This is a genomic window from Chamaesiphon minutus PCC 6605 (assembly GCF_000317145.1).
In the GTDB taxonomy this organism is placed as follows: domain Bacteria; phylum Cyanobacteriota; class Cyanobacteriia; order Cyanobacteriales; family Chamaesiphonaceae; genus Chamaesiphon; species Chamaesiphon minutus.
This window is the reverse complement of record NC_019697.1, coordinates 6,030,805-6,053,923: the sequence shown is the minus strand read 5'-3', so window position 1 is coordinate 6,053,923 and position 23,119 is coordinate 6,030,805. Positions and strand designations below refer to the sequence as shown.

Below are 23,119 nucleotides of genomic sequence, written 5' to 3'. Positions count from 1 at the left end.
ACTACTCATCCACCCATCCCCCCATCCACCCATCTACCCATTTAATCTTCGAGTTCCCATAGATCCTTGGGATTGTCAGGATCGATCGGACGTTTGGGATGGACGATTAAGACTAATTGAGCGAGGATCGGGATCGTTGGAGCGGTATCGAACCATTCGATGGCTAGTTGTCCGTCGCGATCGATGGCAAAATAATTAAACTCATTCCACTCAGTGGCACTGCGATCGAGGATGAGGATCGTTTCTGCCCATTCGCCATTGACTTTGATGGGGACATTATCTCTAGTAGCAGAGATCGCGATCGGATCTTCTGCCTTACATAACACGCCCCAGCCGGGTAGACTTACCCAGCCACCAGCCCAATTGCTCTGAAAGACTTGGAAAGCTCCGGTACTACTAGCGATTTGGGGCACATCGTCAATCAGGCTACTCGCCAGCGGGAATGCGCCAGCCACAGGAATAGTGCGCGGTAGCTCCTCATCAGCTTCCAATCGATAGATCGGTAATGCTGGTGCTGGGCGTTGGGGTGATGCTGTCAGCGCAGTGAGTAATTTTTCGATCTGAGTGCGGGCACTTTGACTGTGTGCGAACATCAGTCCCCGCGCGATCAGACGCGTTTTTTCGGTGAGATCGGCTTGTTGTTTGATATATCGCCAGTATTGATAAGCTACAGCATCCCCTGGATGGTGGGTAAAACCCTCTGGCGGGTGGCTCATGTACGCAAATTCTTTAAATGCCTTGGCAACCTCTTTCGAGCCTTCGGAGTCGATATTGCGGCTGTGGAGATAGTCAGCCGTCGCCGCCCGATCTTCTTTCGAGAGAATCCGCAGTTCGTAGAGACTATCGCTACCTACCCGCCGATAGTGAGTTTCGGTTGCTGGTGATACCCCAACGCTCATCATGCTATCAAAAACCTGGGAAGCGACAATAATTTGATTTTGCTGGATCGGTTCAAATCCCGTCTTTTCAAAAATTTCTTGGGGATTTAGTCCCGCTTTTTGGAGCTGCTGGCAAGCTTTGCCCCATTCTACCCAGTTGCTTTCTTTGCGCCGCAACATCAGCAAGAGTGCTTCTGTATCGATGGGTGGCTGGTTGTCGGTGAATTCGGTCATGATTGGGTTTTTGCGATCGATAGATCTCTAGTATCTTACGTTGGCGCAATCTGTGGCAACGAAATTAGATTTTAGGTTTTAGGCTTGAGGTTTTAGGCTTTAGGGAATATGCACAACACCTAAGACCTAAAACCTAAGACCTAAGAGGATGTCTGAAAAGTCTAATTGCTTCGTTTGCAGTGGGTAAATCCCCCTGTCTTGTCGCACACAAACGGGAGGGAACCTCCCGTTCGATGCGCCGCTAAATCCCCCTTAAAAAGGGGGACTAAGAGTCGGTTCCCCCCTTTTTAAGGGGGGCTAGGGGGGATTTTCTAGGGTTTAAGCTTAACGGAATTGAGTTTTCAGACATCCTCTAAGACCTATCTATCTGTCGGTACTAGCAAAATCACCGCCGCACCAGTCGGTTGCTGCTGGAGATCTTTTACTAAATCTGCGGCTGCATAACCATTGAGTGTCAAAGTGGTAGAGGATTGAATTACTTGTTTGGGAATTAAAACTACTCCTTGACGATCGGTTTTACCCTGCCAATTTTTGGTATTAGTCGGACAAGGTGTCGTGACACATCTAATGCCATTATTACTATAAATTTGAGTCGCTCGATTGGCGATCGGTTTGTAGGTAGCTCTGTCTAATATTAATAATTCGATCGCTTCTGTCGCCTTGTCGCTCGTCGCCATAGGCTGAGCCTGAACTGGTAGCAGCAACGAATTAGCCAGTATACCCAAACTCAAACATTTACCCAAAGTTAACAACGTTTGCCTAAACACGGTCTATATCCCAATACTATCTATATTTTAAGACTACAAATGGAGCCAGGGAGTTTCCGAAAATGAGGCAGAAGCTAGTAGTTTTAAGCATAAATGCTAATACGAGCTGATGGATTATTTTGCTATGTCTTTCTGCCTCGGTGCTAGACGATCGGGTAATGTCGGCAGCCCCATCGAATTCATCTATATCGCTTTTGTGGTAAGCTCATCGAGCAATTTATCCATCGCTATCTAGGGTAAACTGATATTTACGATCGGATCTTAAGTATATTACGCTGGTACGAGCGGACACATGACAATATTCTTACTAACTTTTAATTTTTAATTTTTAATTTTCAACAGCAATTTCATGTCCAGATCTCGCGAACCTTTTATCAATCTCGTCTTTTATCATGCTTTCAAGCAGACACTGATAAATCCATTTTTCTATCTGTATCTCAAGGGCAAAGTAGAAGGCACAGAGCATATCCCCAAAACGGGCGGATTTGTAGTAGTGTGCAATCACGGCAGTAATTTCGATCCGCCCTTATTATCGGCGGCGATCTTGCGTCCCGTCGCATATATGGCCAAAGAAGAACTCTTTAAAGTGCCAATCTTTAAACAAGCGATTAAGTTATATGGTGCCTATCCGGTCAAACGCGGTGCAGTCGATCGCACTACAATTAAAACGGCGTTAGCTTATCTCGAAGAAGGTTGGGGGGCGGGAATTTTTCTTTCGGGGACGCGCACTGCTGATGGAAAAGTGGTCAATCCGCAACCAGGAGCCGCGTTGATTGCGGCAAAGGCGCAAGTGCCGATCCTCCCTGTGTGTCTGTGGGGAACTCACCTGCTCGAGCAAAAGGGTAAAAAATATCCCCAAGCGACTCCCGTAACGATTAGGATCGCTCAATTAATCGATCCGCCAGCCTCGACAAAAAGATCGGAACTCGATCGAGTCACCGATATTTGTACGACCAAAATTAATCAGTTGCATGATTTGGGTCGCTAGCGATCGCCACTGAGTCCGATCCCTTATCCAAAATTGCTATAATTATCCAGACAAAGATCGCTTACAATCGCACTCATGGAAAATTTACGCGAACAATTGACCGAACTATTAGATGAGGCGGAATTAGAGTGGTTGAAGCCGCATATTCAAAAAGATGCGGTAATTTTAGTTAGTCCCGATCTCGATCTTTTAGACGTAGGTGTAGCGATCGCTAGCGATAATACTCAGTCAGTTCAACACTGGATCGGCGAACAACTTTTGGTTAAGCCGTCTCCAGAAATACTCGCTCGTTGGAATAGCAACCCCAGTCAAAAGTTTCAAGCAATGATTATTCAGCCTTACGTTTTAGTAAAGGAGTAAGTCAGCGGTTGTGTCTTGTCGCACTCTCTCGGTCGGGGAACCCGACCGAGGTGCGCCGCCGTCGCAGACGCTACGCGTTGGCGTAGCCTCGCCTCTGGCGAAACGTCGGCTTTGCCGACGGTTTACTAAGTCAAGAAAAGGTAAAACCCAACAGCCTCATCACCTTCTTTTATTTGTTAAACTGGCACGCTCGCTCGCTCGATTGTCATCGCTTGATAGCAACGAGTGGTGATAAAATAGGGATGAAAAATCTCGATAAAATTTGCTTGTAAGGTTCTAAAGAAGCGATCGATAATTTTGGAGTCGTCTAAATGGAACGGAAATTCCTGATTTGCTCCTTTAGAAAAATACCAATTAGCAATCATCTTTCCTTGTGGATTCAACATTTTATGAAAATGCAGTAACTGCTGGCTTGGCTCTGGCAAATGTTCCATCACATCGAAACAAGTAATCGTATCGAAAGTTTCGGTGGGAGTTAGTTCCATGCAACAGGTAATCTTTGATTCTAATCCTAATTGTCGAACTCGATGCCGGACGAAATTATAATTAATCGGATTGATGTCGCAATAAGTAACGTGAGTAACTGCGGGGCATAATGCTAACGCGATCGCATGAGTACCGATTCCACCACCAAAATCTAACACTCTTCCCTGCGCGCGATCGGCAATTAATTTGAGCGTATCGCCGATATAATCGGTACTCGAAAGATGCCAAGCTGCCAATTCAAATAAATAAGCCTCACCTACACGATCGCGATAAAATTCACTCGCATCTTCCCAATTAAAATCGCGGCGTCCGAGTTCGGCTAAGTCCTCTACAGCAGTCGCAAACTTCAAGTCTAAGCGGTCTGGCTCGATCTCTAAAAATTGCTGAAGGTGTTGCTTTAAATTAAATGCATCTTGCCAATAACCACTCAAATACGGCGCGATCGGAAATGTAGACATGTGTCAAGCTTAACTGATAATTGATAATTGATAATTGTCGATCGACATAGATCGCCCAAATCCGGCTCTAATTATAACAGCTAGGCTACACTTTTAGTTAAGATAATTATTAGGTTCTTTAGTAAGATATTGAATTACTGTGCTTTGTCTTTCTTGAGATCGGCTAATAATTGCTGCAATCGATCGAGTCGTTGGGCTTCGGCTCCATATCGCCAAGCACTATAAGCTTGAGAGATTTCGGTGACTAAACTACCGATCGAATTCGGTCTATTGTTACCAACTACTCGTGCATATTCTAAAGGAGTTTGGGCGGGATGTTTGGAAATGCCTCGATCGCGTAAATGAGCTAACATTTGTTGATAGACACGTTCGACTGGCGATAACTTTTTCAGCCATTGTCGATATCGCCATTTAGTCAATTGTTGCCATCCCCACCAGCCACAGAAGGCGATGGCAATTGCAATTGCGCTGCCGATAAATATACCCAACCAACCTTGGTTAAACAGACCGAAAAACCAAGCCATACCAACTATCAGCCAACCGATCGTTAATGCCCAAATTTGGGCGATCCAAGCAGTAACTGGAGAAGGCAACCAGCCAGCTACCCACTTCCACAGTTGTCCGAGCGCACTAAAAGTTTGGTCTTCATCGACACCTGGAGGGGTCAAGGGATGTCCTGGAATCGGATCGAAAGCAAACCAACCAAAATTCGGGAAATAGACTTCTGTGAGGGCATGTGCGTCGGTATTGGATACTTCATAATATCCAGTAAACGGATTGAATTTACCAGAGTCAAATCCAACAATCAATCGCGCCGGAATTCCGATCGATCGCAACATCATGGTATAAGTCGTGACAAAATGATCGGCATAGCCACCAGGTTCGCAAGTAGTTGATTTGCCCTCACACCGAAACAAAAACCAGCTTGCTAAATCTTCACCATCGGGAATGCGCGCTAGTCCTAGCGGATCTTGTGGGATGCGATAACGTTGTTTGAGATATTGGGCAAGATAAAGAGCTTTCGCATAATTAGATTTTAGCGGTTCGCTATTGTTGCCAACTTGTTGTTGAGGGTAATCACTGACTAAATTTTGTGTATATTTTTGTAATTTGGGTGCAATTTTATCGGGAATTTGCAGATAACGCTCGACAATTTTTGGATCGTAAGTAGTACTGGCTGCATCGAGTAATTGTCGATCGCGATATGGAACTTGCGAGACAACTGTATAAGTCAAACCTTTTTGCAAACCGACAGGCGAACGGAGACTTCCTTCTAAATCGATCGCAATTTCTGGAGTAGGGAAATAAATTTCACTAGCTAATGGCATTCCTGGAATAATATTTGGCAACTCTTCCAAGGCGGTATAACTTTGGATAACTTGTTTTGTTGGCATTCTCGTCCGTCGATAATCGATCGTGAACTTATAATCCCACGCAGGACGACGGATCTTCCGCGTGCGATCGTTTTGGGAAATTTCCCAACCTTGTCCGGTATAACGATCGAATGCCAATGCTTTCCAAAATCCGGCAGCTTGAGCGCGCACCCGCATTACCAGCTTGGGTTTCATTGCTCCCCGCAGATTTTGGCTTATTTTCGAGTTGAATCCATAATAAAAAGTTTCGTCTAATTTGCCATCACTATCACCATCGCCGTTGGTTCCATCGATCTGCGGCGCACCTTTACCCCCAGATTTACCCTTACGTTGGTAGCCAGGATTCTGGATGCTTTGGGGATCGAATTTGTCTTGCTGATACTGAACTGGCGCGCTGACAGGAAGAGATCCCTGATAGCCAGGGAAGCGTGGCATTAGTGCAAAAACAACTAAACCGATCGCGATGACAATCCCCAATAATTGTCCTAATCTTTGCCACGGTAGTCCAATTTTGGCAATCTGACTCGGGCTGGAAATTTTCAGTGGGGGGAGATCGATCCGCGCGCGATAATCGAGAAATAATACCGGAATCGCGATCGTCAAAAATAATAGTAATAGCGGTGCAAAAGCCAAAGTTTGACTCAAAGTACCAGCGACGCAAATCAAGATTAACCCGATCGTAATTGAATAACCCAAATCTTTGCGGCGCGGCAGATCGAAAGTGTGAATTGTCTGCATTTGCACCAATAATTCGGCCAAAACTAGTCGCGTATCGTTGAGACTGCCGACTAGATTTGCGACAAAATAGCCCAATGCACCCAGCATTGCCAATGCGAGGGCAAATTTCATGCCAATATTCCGATCGTGGCGATGATACCAACTCCAAGTAGCACCCGCAATGCTCGCCGGAATCGCCCACAAACTCATCTGCGTCTCCGCCGCTACATCTGTCGCAATAATACCGACGACTACCATGGCTTGCACCAGCACTCGCAACAATAGTGATTCCTCTGGTGCAGTTCTCGGCATCTTTGCCATCTGCTGCTGAATTTTGCCAAAAATCGAAGTCGATTGCGGATTTGAAGATAGGGACATATAAAATTATGACATGGTAACTAACTCGGCCAAATAGTCACCGATCGCCGTTTAGTTCTGGTGATGGAGTTGGAATCTCAATAAGTTTAGGGTTCCCAGATTCTGGCTCGGTTGTTTCATAGTCACTAAATTCCGTTTCCCATGGAAATAACGGCGGATGTCGCTCGATAATTGCATCGAGCTGTTTTTGAATTAATGACGGTAATCGATCTTCCACGTTCGGCACTCACTCTCAAGTTGATTTAGATATTGGTTGATGTCGCAACCCCAGGTAATGCACTTTCACTGGTTAAATCTTCGTCTTAATTTGAATATACACGACTGCTATCCTCATATCGGGACACTCTTGAGTGAGAACGATCGCTAGATTCTTCCGGTTTTCGCTAGGATAGTAGTGTTGTAACGGCGGATGAGTGGATGAGTAGATGGATAGATGGGTGGATCGGTCGCAACATCCCAATCCGCAATCTGCAATCCGCAATCCCAAATCCACAAGCCACAATCCCAAATCCCAATGACAACGCTCGTGACTGCTCAATCTATGCCAACATTGCCTGTCGATGCTTTGCGAGGCTTGCACCACATCGCTCTGAATGTCGCAGACATGCAAGCCTCGCGTCACTTTTACGGCCAAATTTTGGGTTTACACGAGCTGACGGGTGCAGAAATCCCATCGAGCCTGATCGAACTAGTAAAACAGGGTCGGGTCGCAAATTTTCGGATTCCCGATGGTACTATTCTCGATTTGTTTGCCGAGCCAGATTTGTCGCCACCATCGATCGATCCTACCGTGCAATTTACCCGCGCCAATCATTTGGCATTTGACATCGCGCCTGCTTTATTTGATTTAGCCGTGCGAGTTTTGCAATTCCATGGGGTCAAAATTGAGGGCGAACCTGTTACTCGATCGACAGGTCGCGGCATCTATTGCTACGATCCGGATGGGTTTATGGTAGAGATTCGGTGTGAAGCAGGGGGATAGGCTTTAGGCTTTAGGTATTTATTCTTTTATAGAAACCATTCGAGATCTTCTAGTGGGAAGGGCGGGTTTGTTTAAGCTCCAACTTTACCCGACTATTAACTAGCATAAACCCGCCCCTACAGATCCATAAATATCTGTTCGATACATTTTGTAGATCGACCGTAGGGGCGGGTTTATGCTAGAGATTCACGCGTACAACCATCAACTCTGAACAAACCCGCCCTTCCCCACCAGTATCTACAGATCGATTCCTTCTGAAAAGATCTCAAATGGATTCCATAGATCGAAAAGGACGAATTAACATGGCATCGCCGAAGGAGTAGAAGCGATAGCCATCAGCGATCGCGATCTGATATAAATCTAGCAGTCTCTCTCTGCCGATCGCGGCACTGACGAGCATCATCAGACTCGATCCTGGTAGGTGGAAATTGGTAATCAAGCCATCGACGACTTGCCACTGATAGCCTGGGTAGATAAACATATTCGTATCGCCTCTGTAAGGCTGCAATTTGCCCGTCTGAGCTGCTGTTTCGAGGACTCGTACCGCTGTAGTCCCAACGGCATAGATCTTGCCGCCAGCGGCCTTAGCAGCGTTAATGAGATCGACTGTCTCGCTAGTAATCTCTAGCCATTCATGGTGCATTTGGTGGGTGGTAATATCCTCAGCCTCCACAGGACGAAAAGTCCCGACACCCACATGTAGCGTCACCTCCGCGCGACTGATTCCTTGCTGTGTCAATCGATCGAGTAATTCGGGGGTAAAATGCAATCCGGCTGTCGGCGCAGCAACTGCGCCCGGAACCTTGGCATAGACGGTTTGATACTGTTCGTCAGTAGATGTACTGGCAGTAATATAGGGCGGTAAAGGTAATTCGCCAAAGTCAGCGAGAATCGATAGTAAAGGTACCCCATCGGGGATGTCAAATCTTAATACTCTCCCGCCAGTTGCTTCATCCCTGTCCATAATATCGGCGGTAATCTGGGGAATTTTACTCTCCGGATTGCGAGCGGGAAAAACAATTTTGGTACCGATCTTGAGTTTGCGTCCGGGTTTGACTAATGCCAGCCAGCAATTATGCTCTCGCTCGGATAAGAGCAAGATTTCGACAGGCGCGCCTGTGGTTTTGACACCATAAACCCGCGCGGGAATTACCCGTGTATTATTAAATACGAGCAAATCTCCAGCCGTCAAAAAATCGCCAATCTCATGAAAGTGACGATGCTGATACCCCGATCCAGTTTCGACTACCAACAACCTCGATCGATCTCTGGGCACTACTGGCGTCTGTGCGATCGATTCTGGTGGTAATTCATAATCATAACTAGCTAGTAGTCGGTCTAGACTGGTATTCATCTGCCCTAATTCGTCGAATATTTAATATTAGTTTAATCGTCGCGCGCGATCGGGATTTTTAGGATTTGTCGGATTTTCAGGATTAGGTTATCGGTGCTAACCTGCGTCTTCAATCCCCTATCCCCTATCCCCTATCCCCTATCCCCTATCCCCTACCCTCTAAGCTATGTCTACCATTATTTGCCTAGGAGAAGTCCTCTTCGATCTGCTTGCCGAGCAAAGCGGGGTCAGTAGCGAGCTTGTAACATCTTGGACGCCGCTGCCTGGTGGCGCGCCTGCAAATGTCGCTTGTGCGCTGGTAAAAATGGGCGATCGATCGAGATTTATCGGCTGCGTGGGTAATGATGATGCAGGAATCCAATTAGCTGCTAAATTAGCAGCTGAAGGAGTAGATATCAGCGCACTGCAACGCCATCCCACTGCTCCCACGCGCCAAGTGCAGGTACTCAGAACGGCGGATGGAGATCGGATTTTTGGTGGGTTTGGGGAAATTCCGACCGATCGATTTGCCGATGCTCAACTGAGTCAGATACCTAGTCTACTATTTACCGATGCAGATTTTTTGTTGCTGGGGACATTGGCTTTGGCTTACCCACACAGTGCGGCTAGTACCTGGCAAGCCGTAGAATTTGCCCAAGAGCATGGCGTCAAAATTATGGTCGATATCAACTGGCGACCGACTTTTTGGACATCCCCAGACATCGCGATCCCCAAAATCCAACAATTGTTAGCAACAGCCGATTATGTCAAATTTGCCCGCGAAGAAGCCGAACTAATTTATAGTACGACATCACCTACAGCTTTGTGTGCTTACTTACCCAAAGCTGTAGGGATTTTCGTAACCGATGGTGGCAATATTTGCGAGTACTGGCTGGGGGGGGAAAGCGGACAGCAGCCAGCTTTTGGCGTGACGGCGATCGATACTACAGGTGCTGGCGATGCCTTTGTTGCTGGATTATTGCATCAACTCGGTAGCGGACAGACATCTGGTACAGAAATAGTCCGCTATGCGGCTGCGGCTGGAGCTTTGACTACTCACAAATTAGGTGCGATCGATGCTCAACCTACCAATGCTGAAATTATGGCGTTTTTAGAGCGGGAGTCAAGAGTCGATCTCGAATAAATATTAAATTTGTGGGTATGCTATCAAACATCGAACCAGACTATTGACACTCTACACCCCTATCGATCGACAATTAAATCGATAAATTTAGAGCTAAAACAGCTTACCAGTTAGAATTCAAGGAGATATTCGATTTGATAGTTTCGATCGTGATTCCGGTGTATAACGGTGGCGAGAGCTTCCAAAAATGTCTATCTAGTCTCAAGCAGTTCATTCCGCCAGAGATGGAAGTCGTGGTTGTCGTCGATGGCGGAACAGACGGTTCCGAGCGACTAGCGCGCTCTTTTGGTGCGAAAGTTGCCACGTTTGAGACCGCAGGGGGGCCAGCACGAGCGCGAAATCGCGGTGCCCAAGTTGCCACGGGGGACGTTTTATTATTTCTCGATGCAGATGTGACAATTCATGCCGATACACTGCCCCAGGTGCTGAAAATCTTTGAGGATCGATCGGATGTCACCGCTTTAATTGGCTCTTATGATGATGCGCCTGGTGCGCCAAATTTTTTATCCCAGTACAAAAATTTATTTCATCATTACACTCATCAAAATGGTGCGCCCGAAGCTTCGACATTCTGGGGGGCTTGTGGGGCAATTCGCCGCGAGGTGTTTCTCGAACTGGGTGGCTTTGATGAGAATTATCGTTATCCGTCAGTCGAAGATATCGATCTGGGCTATCGGTTAAAAAAGGCGGGCTATCGAATTGAGTTATGTAAAACCATTTTGGTAAAACATCTCAAATGCTGGCAACCGATTAATTTACTTAGAGCTGAATTTTTCTACAGAGCATTACCTTGGACTGAGCTGATTTGGCGCGATCGACAATTTGTTAACGATCTCAATCTCAAGATTTCTAGTCGGATTTCCATCATCTTTGCTTACTGCTTGTTGCTGGCTCTAGTAACAGCTTTTGTTTGGATTCAGGCAGTGGCGATCGCGATGGTATTTGGATTAGCTTTACTATCTATCAACTGGCCAGTTTATCAATTTTTCTACCAGCAACGCGGCTGGTGGTTTGCCTGTGGCACCGTGTTTTGGCACTGGCTATATTTTCTGTATGGCGGACTGGCATTTGCGATCGGGACGATCCGCTACCACTTATTCAGCCGACATGCACCCTTCAAACCCAAGCTCCTAGAAATTTTGGAATCGTCAAGTACTAACGCTGACAAAATGTAGCTGGATTTCAAAAAATCTGTTATGGTACCAACTATGTATAAGTTGAGACTACGCTACATAGCTTAATCTATGGTTTATATAGAACTCTCTCAAACGATATCTCCACAAAAATCAATTGAGGAAAATGCATGACACGATATCCCGTCGCGATCGTCGGTGCAGGACCAGCCGGACTCACAGCAGGCTACGAATTAGTCAAACGTGGTATTGAGACGATCGTCGTCGAACAAGCCAACTTAGTCGGGGGGATTTCCCGCACCGAAATGTATAAAGGGTATCGATTTGATATCGGTGGACATCGTTTTTTTACCAAAGTCCCGCAAGTCGATCGCTTTTGGCATGAAATTCTCGATACAGAATTCATTCAAGTCCCGCGCCTATCGCGGATTTATTATCAGGGCAAGTTTTATAACTACCCACTATCCGTATCCAATACCCTCTCAAATGTTGGGCTGTCCGACAGCTTCTTGATGGTGATGAGCTATTGCCAAGCCAAGCTTAAATCGACGTTGAAGCTGACCCCCGAACCGGAGACATTTGAAGAGTGGGTGACCGATCGATTTGGCGAACGCCTCTACCGCACTTTTTTCAAAACCTATACCGAAAAAGTGTGGGGGATTCCCTGCAACCAAATTCGCGCAGATTGGGCAGCACAGCGGATTAATGGCATGTCACTGCGGCGAGTCGTCATCAATGCGGTGTTTGGCAGCCAGAATGCCAAAAGCTTGATTAAAGAATTCGACTACCCGATTTTAGGCCCAGGGATGATGTGGGAACGCACTCAGGAACTAATCGAGCAAAAAGGCGGTGAGGTGCGACTGAATACGAAGGTAAAGCGAATCGAGCGGTCGGGCAAGCGGATCGAGCGGATGACGATCGAGCAAAACGGCCAAACCCAGCAGATTGAAGCCGATGCATTTATTTCAACTATGCCTGTAACTGCATTGCTACAACGTCTCGATCCGCTCCCGCCATCGGAAGTACTCGCCGCAGCCAAAGGCTTAAAATATCGCGATTTTTTGATTGTGGCCTTGATTATCGATCGCGACGATCTATTTCCTGACAATTGGATTTATATTCATAGTCCCGAATTTAAGGTGGGGAGGATTCAAAACTTCAAAAACTGGAGTGCGGCAATGGTACCCGAACCAGGGAAAACCTGTTTGGGAATGGAATATTTTTGCAATAAAGGTGAGGACTTATGGGGTCGATCGACCGAAGAGCTGATTGAGTTGGCAACGCAAGAAGCGATCGATCTAAATATCGGCGTTCTCCCTGGTGATGTGCGGGATGGTACCGTAATTCGGCAACCCAAAGCTTATCCAGTTTATGATGGCGAATATCGTCAGCATTTACAGGTGATTCAGGACTATTTAAAGACATTTGAAAATCTACAAACCGTCGGTAGGAATGGAATGCACCGTTATAATAATCAAGATCATTCGATGCTGACAGCCATGCTTGCCGTCCAGAATATTTTGGGCGAACGGCACGATCTGTGGAATATAAATGTGGAACGGTCTTATCATGAAGAGTTCACCAAAGAACAGTGGAAAACAGCAACCCAAAAGCTGACTGAATCAAAATTTAGTAACATACCCGATCGAGAAGTATCGGTTTAAGATGCCAAGATATCGCCGATCCTGTAGCCCCAAAATATAGTTAGGAGTGAAGTTTATGGTGTTTTCACCATCTCAAACCCCCTTGCCATCCGAATCTCCCACCGTACCCAGTTTTTCGATCGTCGTCGAAACCGAAAATCTCTCAAGTGCGGACATTGCGGGATTGGCTCGGTGTCTTGATAGCTTGGCCGCACAGGAATTGCCGCTGAAGCAGGCAAATGAAGTCCTAATTGTCGAAAGCGGCGATGTACCCAAAGAGACGATCGATCGACTCTGTCGCGATTATCCCTTTTTGACGGTGCGCCGGATCGATGCGGATATTGATTACTACGCAGCCAAGATGAAGGGCATCGCCCTCACCACTGGCGAGATCGTCGTGCTGGCCGACTCCGACTGCGTTTACGAACCAGATTGGCTCAGGCATATTTTGATGCCATTCTCTCGACAGCCAGAGGTGCGAGTGGTGGCGGGTGAGACAACTACGCCCATTACCAGTGCTTACGAATTGGCGATCGCGTTGGTCTACATCTTTCCTCGGTTTTCCGATCGGGTGCAGTTAGCTAGCGGTCGCGGGTATTTTTGTAATAATGTCGCATTTGGGCGCGAGTTTCTGATCGAGCATCCGATTCCCGCCCGACTGCCAATTTATCGCGGTAACTGCACGATTCACGCGCAATCGATGCAGGCAGCAGGATACACGATTTGGCAGCAGCCACAGGCGCGGGCGACTCATGCTGCGCCTAATGGTCTGACTCATTTCTATTGGCGGTTCCTGCTATTGGGATACGATGCGCTAGCAGTTTCGCGGTTAGAGCGGCAGTCGTCTGTCACCGAGCGTCCGACTTGGCAACCACTTCGCGATGCGATCGCCTGCGGTGGAATTGGCCTATGGAAAGTAAAACAATTGCTGCATCGCTGTTATACCGTTGTGGCTGAAGAGCCTCGCCACTTGGTGCAGCTACCATTAGCCATCCCGATCGCGATCGCGGCTGTGGTGCTATTCTTTGCCGGATTAGTCTTAGCCTATTTCCGACCTCACTATTTGCTGGCCAATGCCAGCAATATCGAAGCAAAATGGGCGCATTCTCAATCGTAAGTCGATCGACAATTATTAGATGAGTTCGACACCCACCAGTCAAAAGATAGTCAGCGGTACGATCTGGGTCTTCTTGGCGGAGGCTCTGTTGTTACCGACTGGGCTGTTAACAGCCGCTTTTCTGACTCGGCGGTTGGGGGCAGAGGGCTACGGTTTATTTACCCTAGCAGCCACCCTCATTGGTTGGATCGGTTGGAGTATTACTTCTGTCTTTACGCGCACCACCATCAAATTTGTGGGGGAAGCAGCCGATTGGCGAGCGATCGGTGCGGCAGTGCTGCGACTGCATTTGCTATTGGGGTGTGGCGCGATGCTCTCGATCTGGCTGCTAGCAGACTCGATCGCTTCGCAACTTGGCGAGCCAGAACTAGCATTCTATCTGCGGCTATTTGCGGTGGATCTGCCACTGTTTTGTGTGGGCTACGTTCATCGCAGTATCTTAGTAGGCATCGGTCGATTTCCGCAACGCGCGATCGCTACTGCCGGACGTTGGCTGGCGCGGTTGTTACTGATTGTCGGATTAGTAGCGATGGGGTTATCGGTGCCAGGGGCGATTTTGGGTAGTATCGGGGCTTCGTTGGTAGAACTGCTCATCTGTCGGTTTTATGTGCGTCCGTCGCTATTCGATCGCACCAATTTTCCGATGCGGAAGCTGTGGAACTATGCAGTGCCGCTGTTTTTATTCGCACTGAGTATGCGCCTCTACGAAAAGCTCGATTTATTTGCCCTCAAACTGATGGGTGGCACCGCTGCTGAGGTCGGTATTTATGGAGCCGCCCAAAATTTAGCCCTAATTCCGGGCATCTTTTCGCTGTCGTTTGCGCCACTATTGCTATCGACACTAACGCGCACCCTAGCACGAGGTGACAAGCTCGCCGCCGAGCAAACTGGTTGCCATGCGCTCAGATCGATCGTGCTGATGCTACCCTTTGCTGGCATGAATGCGGGTGCTGCGCCAGAAATCGTCCAGTTCATCTTTGGGAAACCCTTTTTACCTGCTGCTCCCGTGCTGGCGGTGTTAATATTTGGGGCGATCGCATTAGCGATGATTTCGGTGACGACCGCCATCCTGACGGCGGCAGGTAAACCTAACTGGACATTGATGCTAGCTGCGCCCTTAGTACCCTGACGGGGCGACAGGTCGCCTGAAAACTCGGCAGAGAGACAACTCTAGACAAATAGTATCAAAAAAGATAGGGTAAGAGAGCTTCTTACCCAAAAAACAATTAAATGTTACCAGAATTGTATCATGCCCATTTGTCAGAAAAATTCACACGCGGTAACTACTTATTGACAATTTTATTGATTCAAGTAGTGCAATCTATTAAAGAAGTCACGCTAGAAAGCATCGCAACAAAACTAGCGATGCCAATTAAATTTGAAAGCAGAAGAAAAAAAGTCCAGAGATTTTTATCAAATGATGAATGGGATTTAGATAATGTTTGGTTATCACTAGTGATTGCTTGGATTAAAGGCAATGTCAAACAGAATAATATTATATATTTAGCAATAGATCGAACCAAATGGCAATCAAACAATATTTTGATGGTCAGTATGATTTGGCGAAAGAGAGCAATTCCTATTTATTGGCAAATGCTTGATAAACAAGGGAACAGTACATTGGAAAACCAACAATTAGTATTAACCCCAGTATTCGCTGCCCTATCAGATTATAGCTTGTTGGTACTGGGAGATCGTGAATTTTGTAGTGTTACTCTTGCGAACTGGCTTAGAGAGCAGAAAATAGATTTCTGTTTACGACTGAAAAAGAATGTTTGTATCAAGACTGAAGAGGAATTGTGGACTGAACTGAAAAGGCTAGGATTAGAGCCAGGAAATAGCTTTTTTAATCAAGAAGTAACAATTAGAAAAACTGCACCAGTTGAAGGATTTAACCTAGCAGGTAAATGGCTAGGTAAATATCGAAATATTACCACAAAAGAGCCTTGGTATATTCTGACCAGCTTGGCAGATCTACAAGCAGCAGTTGATACCTATGCTAAAAGATTTGGAATTGAGGAGATGTTTCGAGACTTTAAGGGCGGAGGATATAACTTAGAAAAGACTAATTTAACGGGCGAACGATTGAGCAAATTATTGATTTTGCTATCACTAGCATACTTGAAGAGTATCATCCAAGGGATAGATATCAAATCAAAGCAAGTTCAAGAATATCTCGGCAGAAAAACAGAACATCACCGAAAATATGCTAGACATAGCACTTTCTATATTGGACTCTGGGGTGAATCATGGGTCGATTCAACATCTAGTAATTGGCAGGTTGTTGTTGAATTAATGTCTTTGTCCCCACATAAACTACCTAATTATCAACAAGGCTTGAGAGCTATGAGACTTATCCTATCAGCGTTATAGGCGACAAGTCGCCCCGACAGCTTAGTACCATTGGCGATCGTCGGTCATCTGATATTAATTCCGCGCTGGGGATCGATCGGTGCGGCGATCGTGGCGACTACAGTTGCAAGTGGTGGGGCGATTGCTTCGGTGCTGACGATCTATCGACTCTGGGGCATTCTCCCGCCGTGGCGATCGCTGTTGCGGGCGATCGTGATGTGTGGTTGCGCTTACGGACTCAGCAGTATCAGTTTGCCGCCTCACTGGGTATTGCTAAAACTGCTGGCGATCTCTACGGTCATTTTGCTAGGACTGTTGCTCAGTGGCGAATTTACCCCCCAAGAACGGACTCAATTCCGCACCGCCATCCGAGATCGATTGCCCTCTCGCTAATCTCACTGTGGGCATAATTCAAAATCCCCAATCCCAAATCCAAATGGCTCACATTCAGTCTCCATTTGTCTCAGTTATTATTCCCGTCTTCAATGATGTCGAGCGACTGAAAATTTGCTTGACAGCTTTAGATCGACAAACTTATCCACAGCATTTGTATGAGACGATCGTGGTGGATAATGGTTCCGATCGGGAGTTCGACATTGCTGGTGTCGTGGCTGGATTTCGCGCGATCGCCACTGTAGAGCAGACTCCAGGCTCTTATGCCGCTCGAAATCACGGAATCTCGATCGCCACAGGGAGTATTATCGCTTTTACAGATGCGGATTGTATTCCGAGCCAGAATTGGATCGAACAAGGGGTGAAACATTTACTATCATCGCCAAATTGTGGATTGGTGGCTGGCAAAATTGAAATTTTCTGCAAAGATCCAGATCGCCCAACTGCTGTCGAATTGTATGAGTATTTAACAGCTTTTCCCCAACAGAAATTGGTCGAGCAGCACCACTTTGGTGCCACAGCAAATATGTTTACATTTCGAGAGATCTTTGAAAAAGTTGGGCGGTTTAATTCAAGTTTAAAATCTAGAGGCGATTTAGAATGGGGGCAACGAGTTCATACCAGCGGATATCGACAGATTTATGCCGCAGATGTGTGTGTCAAACATCCAGCTCGATATTCATTTGACGAACTCTATCTGCGGACTATTCGGATGGCTGGAGGACAATACGATCTGATTAATCTGGTAGCAGCTTCTGCTCTAAAACAAAACTTCCTATATTTAAATAGCGTGATTGCCGATTTGATTCCACCTGTAATGTTTATCATGATGATTTGGAAGGACGATCGATTGAAAAATTACTACCAAAAAATCCAAGTTTCCAGAGCGATTATTTTCGTTCGCTATGTCAGTGGACGGGAAAAAATACGACTGAAATTTGGTGGAACCTCTGCTAGATATTAACCTGAAGCAATGAATTAAATATCTGAGTTATTATGGCTGAAAATCTACTGTTCTCAATTGTCATCCCCACTTACAATCGTCCCGATCGACTTCGCACCTGCTTGGAAGCGATCGCTAAAATTGAATACTCGCGAGAAAATTTTGAAGTAATTGTTGTCGATGATGGTAGTGAGATGCCCCTCGATCCGATCGTCGCTCCATTTAAACCCGATCTAGATCTGAAACTATTGCGCCAAGAAAATGCTGGCCCTGCCAGTGCGCGGAATGCTGGAGCCGCGATCGCTACAGGAAAATTTATTGTTTTTACAGATGATGATTGCTTACCGACAGCTAATTGGCTGTCTATTTTGGCGACTCAGTTTGCATCGAATGCTCAGGCATTAATCGGCGGACAAACAATTAATGCACTATCAGAAAATGTTTATTCCACAGCCAGTCAACTTCTCATCGATTATCTCTACGAATACTATAATCATGGCAAAGCAACGGTTAACTTTTTCGCCTCTAATAACTTCGCATTACCTGTAGAAAAATTTAGATCGATCGCGGGTTTTGATACTAACTTTCCCCTCGCAGCAGGTGAAGATCGCGAGTTTTGCGATCGGTGGTTGGATCGCGGCGGTAAGTTGGTTTATGCGCCACAGGCGCAAGTTTATCACGCCCATCAATTAACTTTGTTAACATTTTGGCGACAACATTTTAACTATGGACGCGGCGCATTTTGTTTTCATCAAGCCCGCGCCCAACGCAAGCGATCTCCGATTGCCGTCGAGCCACTATCGTTCTATTTTAAATTACTAACTTATCCGCTGCTCAAGGTTTCACTCCCTCAGGCAATCTATTTAAGTGTATTAATGTTTTTATCCCAGATAGCTAATGTGCTCGGTTTCTTTTACGAGCGGCGAGCCGCTGGACCGCAAGTATCAAATCTCACCTGATTAACTCGTTCAACTATTATTAATATGCTGTATTTTATCTCAGTTTGGACGTTGCTACTAATTGGGTGCTATAGCTGTGGATTAGGATTGCTAAATCTATTAGAAATTAAGATTTCACGAGAAAATAGTCCGTTTTCCAGATTGGGCGATCGCGTGATTATCTCCACCTGGTTGGGAATGCTGGCGATCTCGATTGGGCTACTAGCAATTGCTTTATTCATACCGTTATCACCGTCAATCGGCTGCCTTGTTTTCAGCATTTTGTTATTAATATCACTGCGATCGCGATCGACTCGATTAGAAATATTTGCATTGTATCGCCAGATTTCAAGGACGCAAATTTTGGTGTATTTAGGTGTGGCGATCGCGATCGCCACACGATATGCTCAGCCTGTACAATGGTATGATTCGGGACTTTATCACTACAGTTTGCTCCGCTGGCTGAGCAATTTTGGGACAGTACCAGGATTAGCTTTACTATTTGCCAACTTGGGCTTTACTTCTGCCTGGTTTGCCTTTTCTGCACCGCTCAATCCTGATTGGTCGATCGATCGGACTGGTGCGACTGCCAATGGATTTGTGTTCTTGCTAGTCGTCCTACATGTGGCACTCTGTGGCTGGCGATTAATCCGTCAACAGGGACGGCTGAGTGATTGGTTTGTTGTAATTTATGACAGTTGCCTGTTGTTATTTATGACGATCCGGATTAGTGTCATGCCCGATATTTTAGTTTCGCCCTCACCCGATATTGCCGCAGTGCTAATGGTGGCGGTCGTCGCCTGGACAATTTTAGTCATCGAAACCGAAGATATCACGGAGCGATTCACGCTATCTCGGCAGATCGTGCCTCTGTTTTTGGCAGTTGGAGCTGTCTCAATCAAGCTCACTACTCTACCTCTACTATTTGTAACTGGACTGTGGTTCCTAATTCGAGCCGGATACAATCCCCACATTATCCAGCGGATGGCGATTGCTGCGGCGGCAACCCTACTACTAACGCCATTGTTGTTGTCAAATCTAGTCACATCTGGCTGTCCGCTCTATCCATCTACTGCCTTTTGCCTAGACTTACCGTGGACAGTTAGAGGCGATCTCCGGATCGCCAATGATACCCATCACTGGATTGACTGGTATGGCAAGCCACCAGCGGGCATTCATCCCTGGCTGTGGGCATTTCAACATTGGCTCAAAAATTCTGGTAAAAAGGCAAGCTCGCTCACGATGGCAATTTCAGCGGGTTGTGCGATTTATTTGCTAAAAACTCGGCAGCTCAGTGCGATCGATCGACTCACTTCGATCTGGCAGATCGAAATTGCCTGTGTGGGAATCAGTTTTTTCCTACTGACGTCTCCCCTAAATCGGTTCATGGTGCCTTACTTATTCCTGTTACCTGGCTTCGCGGTAGCAACGTATTGTCACACTCGGTTTTCTACCAATCCAATCGGGGCTAAAGTATCGATCGAGCGCACCACACCCGTGGCGATCTTCCTACTATTGATTGTGGCAATCGCCACGACGCTCCAAGTTCGATCGAATTATCTGATGCTGATTTTGCCGCCAGCAATCGATCGATTTACCACCGTTGAGCATCAAGTAAATGATGTTATTTATTTGTCACCTGTTGACGGTAAAAATCGTGGCTGCTGGACGAATGAATTGCCATGTGCATACGATCCCACCCAAGTTAAACTGCGAGACCCCAGCCAGGGGATTAAAGCGGGCTTTGTTCGTAGTTAAATGTCCAGAGCAATTGCCAAACCACGATTTCAATCGCAGACATTTCTGGAACATCATGCAGTACAACTGATTCATCTATATAGTAGCTAGGATCGAAACTCTGGCGGTTACTATAAATTAAATAAATTAACTTTTTATGTGGAAAAATTATCGCTGGGGACTGGCGATCGCCTTAGTAGCCAGTTTTGCTACAAATATTATCTCAACTGAAGCGATCGCCAATGGTATTCCCGCACGGTGGGCTGCCAAACGCTATAAAGTACCATCACTAGGATCGCCAGTCCGTCGCGAAGCCGCAGCAACGCGGGGAAATTGTGTAACCGATCTTCCCATCGCGCTGACGCCACTAGAGGGGATTGCCGTGACAACTACCGCTTATCCCACTTTTTATCTGAGAGTACCCGCTATACCAACAAATAGTCCCGTCCCTCTAGAATTTACCTTGAAGGATGGGAATAAAACAGTTTATCAAGCTAAATTTCAACTCGCTGGCAAACGCCGAATAATTGCACTAAGCTTACCCGCGACTGGCATATTGCCGCCACTAGAAATCGATCGCGATTATCGCTGGTCGTCAAGCATCCAGTGCAGCAACGACTCCGAAGAAGCCGTCAATCTCGTTACTAATAGCATTATTCGGCGCGTTGCCCCCGATGCCGCCTTAACTGCCAAACTAGAGGCTGTTTCCGCCTCTTCATCCACAGCAACCAAGCCCGAAATTTATGCCGAAGCCGAAATTTGGCAAGATGCACTAACAGAATTAGTCAATTTGCGCCGCCTGCAACCGACAAATCCTCAAGTTGCAGCACAGTGGCAAACTCTCCTCAAATCTGCCGATCTAGGCACGGTAGTTAACGATCCTCTGCCTTAAACTTTGGAGATTGGGGATTGGGGATTGCGGATTGAGAAAGTCTTACTGTATATGAAGTCGCTCGATCCATCTGTCGTTCTTTTTCGATAATTATCAATTCTCAATTAACTTACCGACATTTCCAAGCGATCGGTAGTGTCGATTGACTGTCGATCGATCGAGTTTCTTTGTCTAAAACTTCCTCGACTTTTTGATAAATATCTTGAGCTTCGGCTAGTGAATTACCGATACTTGTCAACCCAATTTTACCAAACTCCGATAGCGAACCCAGTAAATGAAAAACAGTTCCTGTTTCGGTACTAGTATCGAAATGCAACCGATGATGCGCGATAATATCCATCAGATCGTTAGGTAATAAACCGCGATATTGGGGCTTATGAAGATTGTCCGAAGCAACATAATACTTTGGCTTACCTTGTTGACTATAAAATAATCCTGACTCTAGTTGATAATAACCATTGGTCAGAAATTTTAGCGTCATAAATGGATGAGTAGTCCCCCCTTTGCGAAGGTTAATTTCAATCGCTTCTAACTCCCAACTACCATCGGAATTTGGTACGGCCATAAAATCTACCCCAAACCGTTCGATCGCGCCTTTAGCTGCGAGATTTTTACCCACTGCCAAGCCTAAATCTTGTAATTGACGACGATAGCCTTCAGCCGCTGGAAATTGACAGCCTAAAAAGATTTGACCGTCGGGGCCGCCCAAAATCTGATCGTGGGTAGAGAGAATTTCCACCGTACCCATGGGTGTAATGCACCCCTGCACGCTGGGAGATTGTTTTCCTTCCCCTTCAACGAAAGCTTCGACGATCGCGCCTAGATGGCCGATTTTAGCCTTAAAATTAGCCCAGGTTTCGTTTGCTCCCTGAAAGCTGAGATTTTCAAAAGCTTGGGAAATCGCTTGCACTCGGTCGATCGGACTATTCGGCTTGCCCAACGGACGCAAATCGAGAATGGCATTACCTTCGCCCGAAAAACCCTCGTTTAACTTGACTACCATCCGGAGCAGATGCGGTTGTCGCTCCCAGAGTTCTGCCGCCACCTGTGCCAAATCGCGATCGTTAAATACTAACTGGCTGCCATCGGGATGGGGTAGCCCACATTCTGCGAAAATCTGCCGACTGCCTGCTTTTGTCCCCCAGTATAATAAATCTGGATCGAGCGCGTAGAGTGGTACGTCCAGTTTCACGGCCAAATCTCGTTCGACCGCCGTAGAATTGTAGCAAATCATCACCGATCGATCGGGTCTTAAAGCGCGTGCGATTCGTTCGAGTAAACGCGGACGATCGAGCATTTTTTGACTGAGCGGTTGTAGAGATCGATCGTCAGTAGAAAATAATAACAATCGCTCGCGCGCGTGCGAAAACGGAATTCCTGGCAACAGTTGTAAATAATAATCGATCGCCATCGGCGACAATGGTACTGAAGTAACATAAATCAGCCGCGTGCGCGGATTCGACAACCGCATCAGCGAAAATAACAACCGTTCTTCGTAATGAATACACCCTTCAACTTTGACTAATTCGTCTCGATCTAAACTCAGCGAAGGTACTACTAAAATATCACAGTCGCTATCGAATTGAGCGTCAAAACTATCCCACAAATTTTTTAAGCGGGACTGCAATTGTTGAAATTCATCATGCTTCGATCGAGACTCATCACAATCCTGCATCAGGATCTCCGGTGGGGGGTAGGGGTGGATGGGGGGGTTTAGGCGTTAGGCGTTAGGCGTTAGGAGAGGATAGGCGTTAGGCTTTAGGGGATCAGGGATAGGAGAGAGGAAATAGAAGACACTGGTTAGCACAGATAACCTAATCCTGAAAATCCTTAAGTCCCGATCGAGTGGATGAATAAATGGGTAATGGGTAAT

Annotated in this window: 21 protein-coding genes; 14 read left to right on the top strand and 7 right to left on the bottom strand. The window is 46.4% G+C overall.

Annotated features, from left to right (window positions below; genetic code table 11):
- Positions 1 to 41: 41 nt before the first annotated feature.
- Both CHA6605_RS27710 and CHA6605_RS27705 read right to left on the bottom strand, forming a co-directional pair.
- Positions 42 to 1,112, bottom strand: coding sequence for a RuBisCO accumulation factor 1 (locus tag CHA6605_RS27710; protein WP_015162667.1), 1,071 nt, complete (start codon positions 1,110 to 1,112; stop codon positions 42 to 44).
- 359 nt (positions 1,113 to 1,471) lie between these two features.
- Positions 1,472 to 1,879, bottom strand: coding sequence for a hypothetical protein (locus CHA6605_RS27705; RefSeq protein WP_157260125.1), 408 nt, complete (start codon positions 1,877 to 1,879; stop codon positions 1,472 to 1,474).
- Between the two features lie 349 nt (positions 1,880 to 2,228).
- Between CHA6605_RS27705 and CHA6605_RS27700 the strand changes: the two genes are divergently transcribed.
- The gene (locus tag CHA6605_RS27700; RefSeq protein WP_015162665.1) at positions 2,229 to 2,867 is read left to right on the top strand and encodes a lysophospholipid acyltransferase family protein; all 639 of its coding nucleotides are present in this window, start codon (positions 2,229 to 2,231) and stop codon (positions 2,865 to 2,867) included.
- 75 nt (positions 2,868 to 2,942) lie between these two features.
- Entirely contained in the window at positions 2,943 to 3,227 is a 285-nt protein-coding gene (locus CHA6605_RS27695; protein ID WP_015162664.1) for a DUF2288 domain-containing protein, read from the top strand.
- A 176-nt stretch (positions 3,228 to 3,403) separates the two neighbouring features.
- Here the strand turns inward: CHA6605_RS27695 and CHA6605_RS27690 are convergent, their stop codons facing one another.
- The 3 genes from CHA6605_RS27690 to CHA6605_RS27680 form a co-directional block, all read right to left on the bottom strand.
- Positions 3,404 to 4,171: a class I SAM-dependent methyltransferase gene (locus CHA6605_RS27690; protein ID WP_015162663.1), complete on the bottom strand. Its 768-nt coding sequence runs from the start codon at positions 4,169 to 4,171 to the stop codon at positions 3,404 to 3,406.
- Positions 4,172 to 4,305: 134 nt separating this feature from the next.
- Entirely contained in the window at positions 4,306 to 6,639 is a 2,334-nt protein-coding gene (locus CHA6605_RS27685) for a transglutaminase TgpA family protein (RefSeq protein WP_015162662.1), read from the bottom strand.
- A gap of 37 nt (positions 6,640 to 6,676) precedes the next feature.
- Positions 6,677 to 6,856, bottom strand: coding sequence for a hypothetical protein (locus tag CHA6605_RS27680; RefSeq protein WP_041548502.1), 180 nt, complete (start codon positions 6,854 to 6,856; stop codon positions 6,677 to 6,679).
- A gap of 297 nt (positions 6,857 to 7,153) precedes the next feature.
- Here CHA6605_RS27680 and CHA6605_RS27675 point away from each other — a divergent pair, with 297 nt between their 5' ends.
- Complete coding sequence (locus CHA6605_RS27675) at positions 7,154 to 7,621, top strand: VOC family protein (protein WP_015162661.1); 468 nt, start codon at positions 7,154 to 7,156, stop codon at positions 7,619 to 7,621.
- 265 nt (positions 7,622 to 7,886) lie between these two features.
- Here CHA6605_RS27675 and queA read toward each other — a convergent pair whose 3' ends face one another.
- Positions 7,887 to 8,975 carry a tRNA preQ1(34) S-adenosylmethionine ribosyltransferase-isomerase QueA gene (gene queA, locus CHA6605_RS27670; protein WP_015162660.1) on the bottom strand — a complete coding sequence of 363 codons (1,089 nt, stop codon included), beginning with the start codon at positions 8,973 to 8,975 and terminating at the stop codon, positions 7,887 to 7,889.
- A 166-nt stretch (positions 8,976 to 9,141) separates the two neighbouring features.
- On the opposite strand from queA, the gene CHA6605_RS27665 reads away from it, so the two are divergent.
- The 11 genes from CHA6605_RS27665 (at position 9,142) to CHA6605_RS27610 (ending at position 21,246) form a co-directional block, all read left to right on the top strand.
- A complete protein-coding gene (locus CHA6605_RS27665) occupies positions 9,142 to 10,098 on the top strand; it encodes a carbohydrate kinase family protein (RefSeq protein ID WP_015162659.1) in 957 nt (318 codons plus the stop codon).
- 134 nt (positions 10,099 to 10,232) lie between these two features.
- Positions 10,233 to 11,273, top strand: a complete 1,041-nt coding sequence (locus tag CHA6605_RS27660) for a glycosyltransferase family 2 protein (RefSeq protein WP_015162658.1) — start codon at positions 10,233 to 10,235, stop codon at positions 11,271 to 11,273.
- 128 nt (positions 11,274 to 11,401) lie between these two features.
- The gene (locus CHA6605_RS27655) at positions 11,402 to 12,895 is read left to right on the top strand and encodes an NAD(P)/FAD-dependent oxidoreductase (protein WP_015162657.1); all 1,494 of its coding nucleotides are present in this window, start codon (positions 11,402 to 11,404) and stop codon (positions 12,893 to 12,895) included.
- A gap of 55 nt (positions 12,896 to 12,950) precedes the next feature.
- Positions 12,951 to 13,991 carry a glycosyltransferase family 2 protein gene (locus CHA6605_RS27650; protein WP_015162656.1) on the top strand — a complete coding sequence of 347 codons (1,041 nt, stop codon included), beginning with the start codon at positions 12,951 to 12,953 and terminating at the stop codon, positions 13,989 to 13,991.
- A 19-nt stretch (positions 13,992 to 14,010) separates the two neighbouring features.
- Positions 14,011 to 15,120 (top strand): lipopolysaccharide biosynthesis protein, encoded by a 1,110-nt coding sequence (locus CHA6605_RS27645; protein ID WP_015162655.1) that lies wholly within the window; start codon positions 14,011 to 14,013, stop codon positions 15,118 to 15,120.
- 101 nt (positions 15,121 to 15,221) lie between these two features.
- Positions 15,222 to 16,364: an IS4 family transposase gene (locus CHA6605_RS27640; protein ID WP_015157518.1), complete on the top strand. Its 1,143-nt coding sequence runs from the start codon at positions 15,222 to 15,224 to the stop codon at positions 16,362 to 16,364.
- Positions 16,365 to 16,394: 30 nt separating this feature from the next.
- On the top strand, positions 16,395 to 16,736 hold the full coding sequence (locus CHA6605_RS27635) for a hypothetical protein (RefSeq protein ID WP_041548499.1): 342 nt from the start codon (positions 16,395 to 16,397) through the stop codon (positions 16,734 to 16,736).
- Between the two features lie 43 nt (positions 16,737 to 16,779).
- The gene (locus tag CHA6605_RS27630; RefSeq protein WP_041550105.1) at positions 16,780 to 17,700 is read left to right on the top strand and encodes a glycosyltransferase family 2 protein; all 921 of its coding nucleotides are present in this window, start codon (positions 16,780 to 16,782) and stop codon (positions 17,698 to 17,700) included.
- A 32-nt stretch (positions 17,701 to 17,732) separates the two neighbouring features.
- Complete coding sequence (locus tag CHA6605_RS27625) at positions 17,733 to 18,638, top strand: glycosyltransferase family 2 protein (protein WP_015162653.1); 906 nt, start codon at positions 17,733 to 17,735, stop codon at positions 18,636 to 18,638.
- Positions 18,639 to 18,662: 24 nt separating this feature from the next.
- On the top strand, positions 18,663 to 20,375 hold the full coding sequence (locus CHA6605_RS27615; protein WP_015162652.1) for an LIC_10190 family membrane protein: 1,713 nt from the start codon (positions 18,663 to 18,665) through the stop codon (positions 20,373 to 20,375).
- A 136-nt stretch (positions 20,376 to 20,511) separates the two neighbouring features.
- Positions 20,512 to 21,246: a DUF928 domain-containing protein gene (locus CHA6605_RS27610; protein WP_015162651.1), complete on the top strand. Its 735-nt coding sequence runs from the start codon at positions 20,512 to 20,514 to the stop codon at positions 21,244 to 21,246.
- Between the two features lie 109 nt (positions 21,247 to 21,355).
- Here CHA6605_RS27610 and CHA6605_RS27605 read toward each other — a convergent pair whose 3' ends face one another.
- Positions 21,356 to 22,921, bottom strand: coding sequence for a peptide ligase PGM1-related protein (locus tag CHA6605_RS27605; RefSeq protein WP_015162650.1), 1,566 nt, complete (start codon positions 22,919 to 22,921; stop codon positions 21,356 to 21,358).
- Between the last annotated feature and the right edge of the window lie 198 nt (positions 22,922 to 23,119).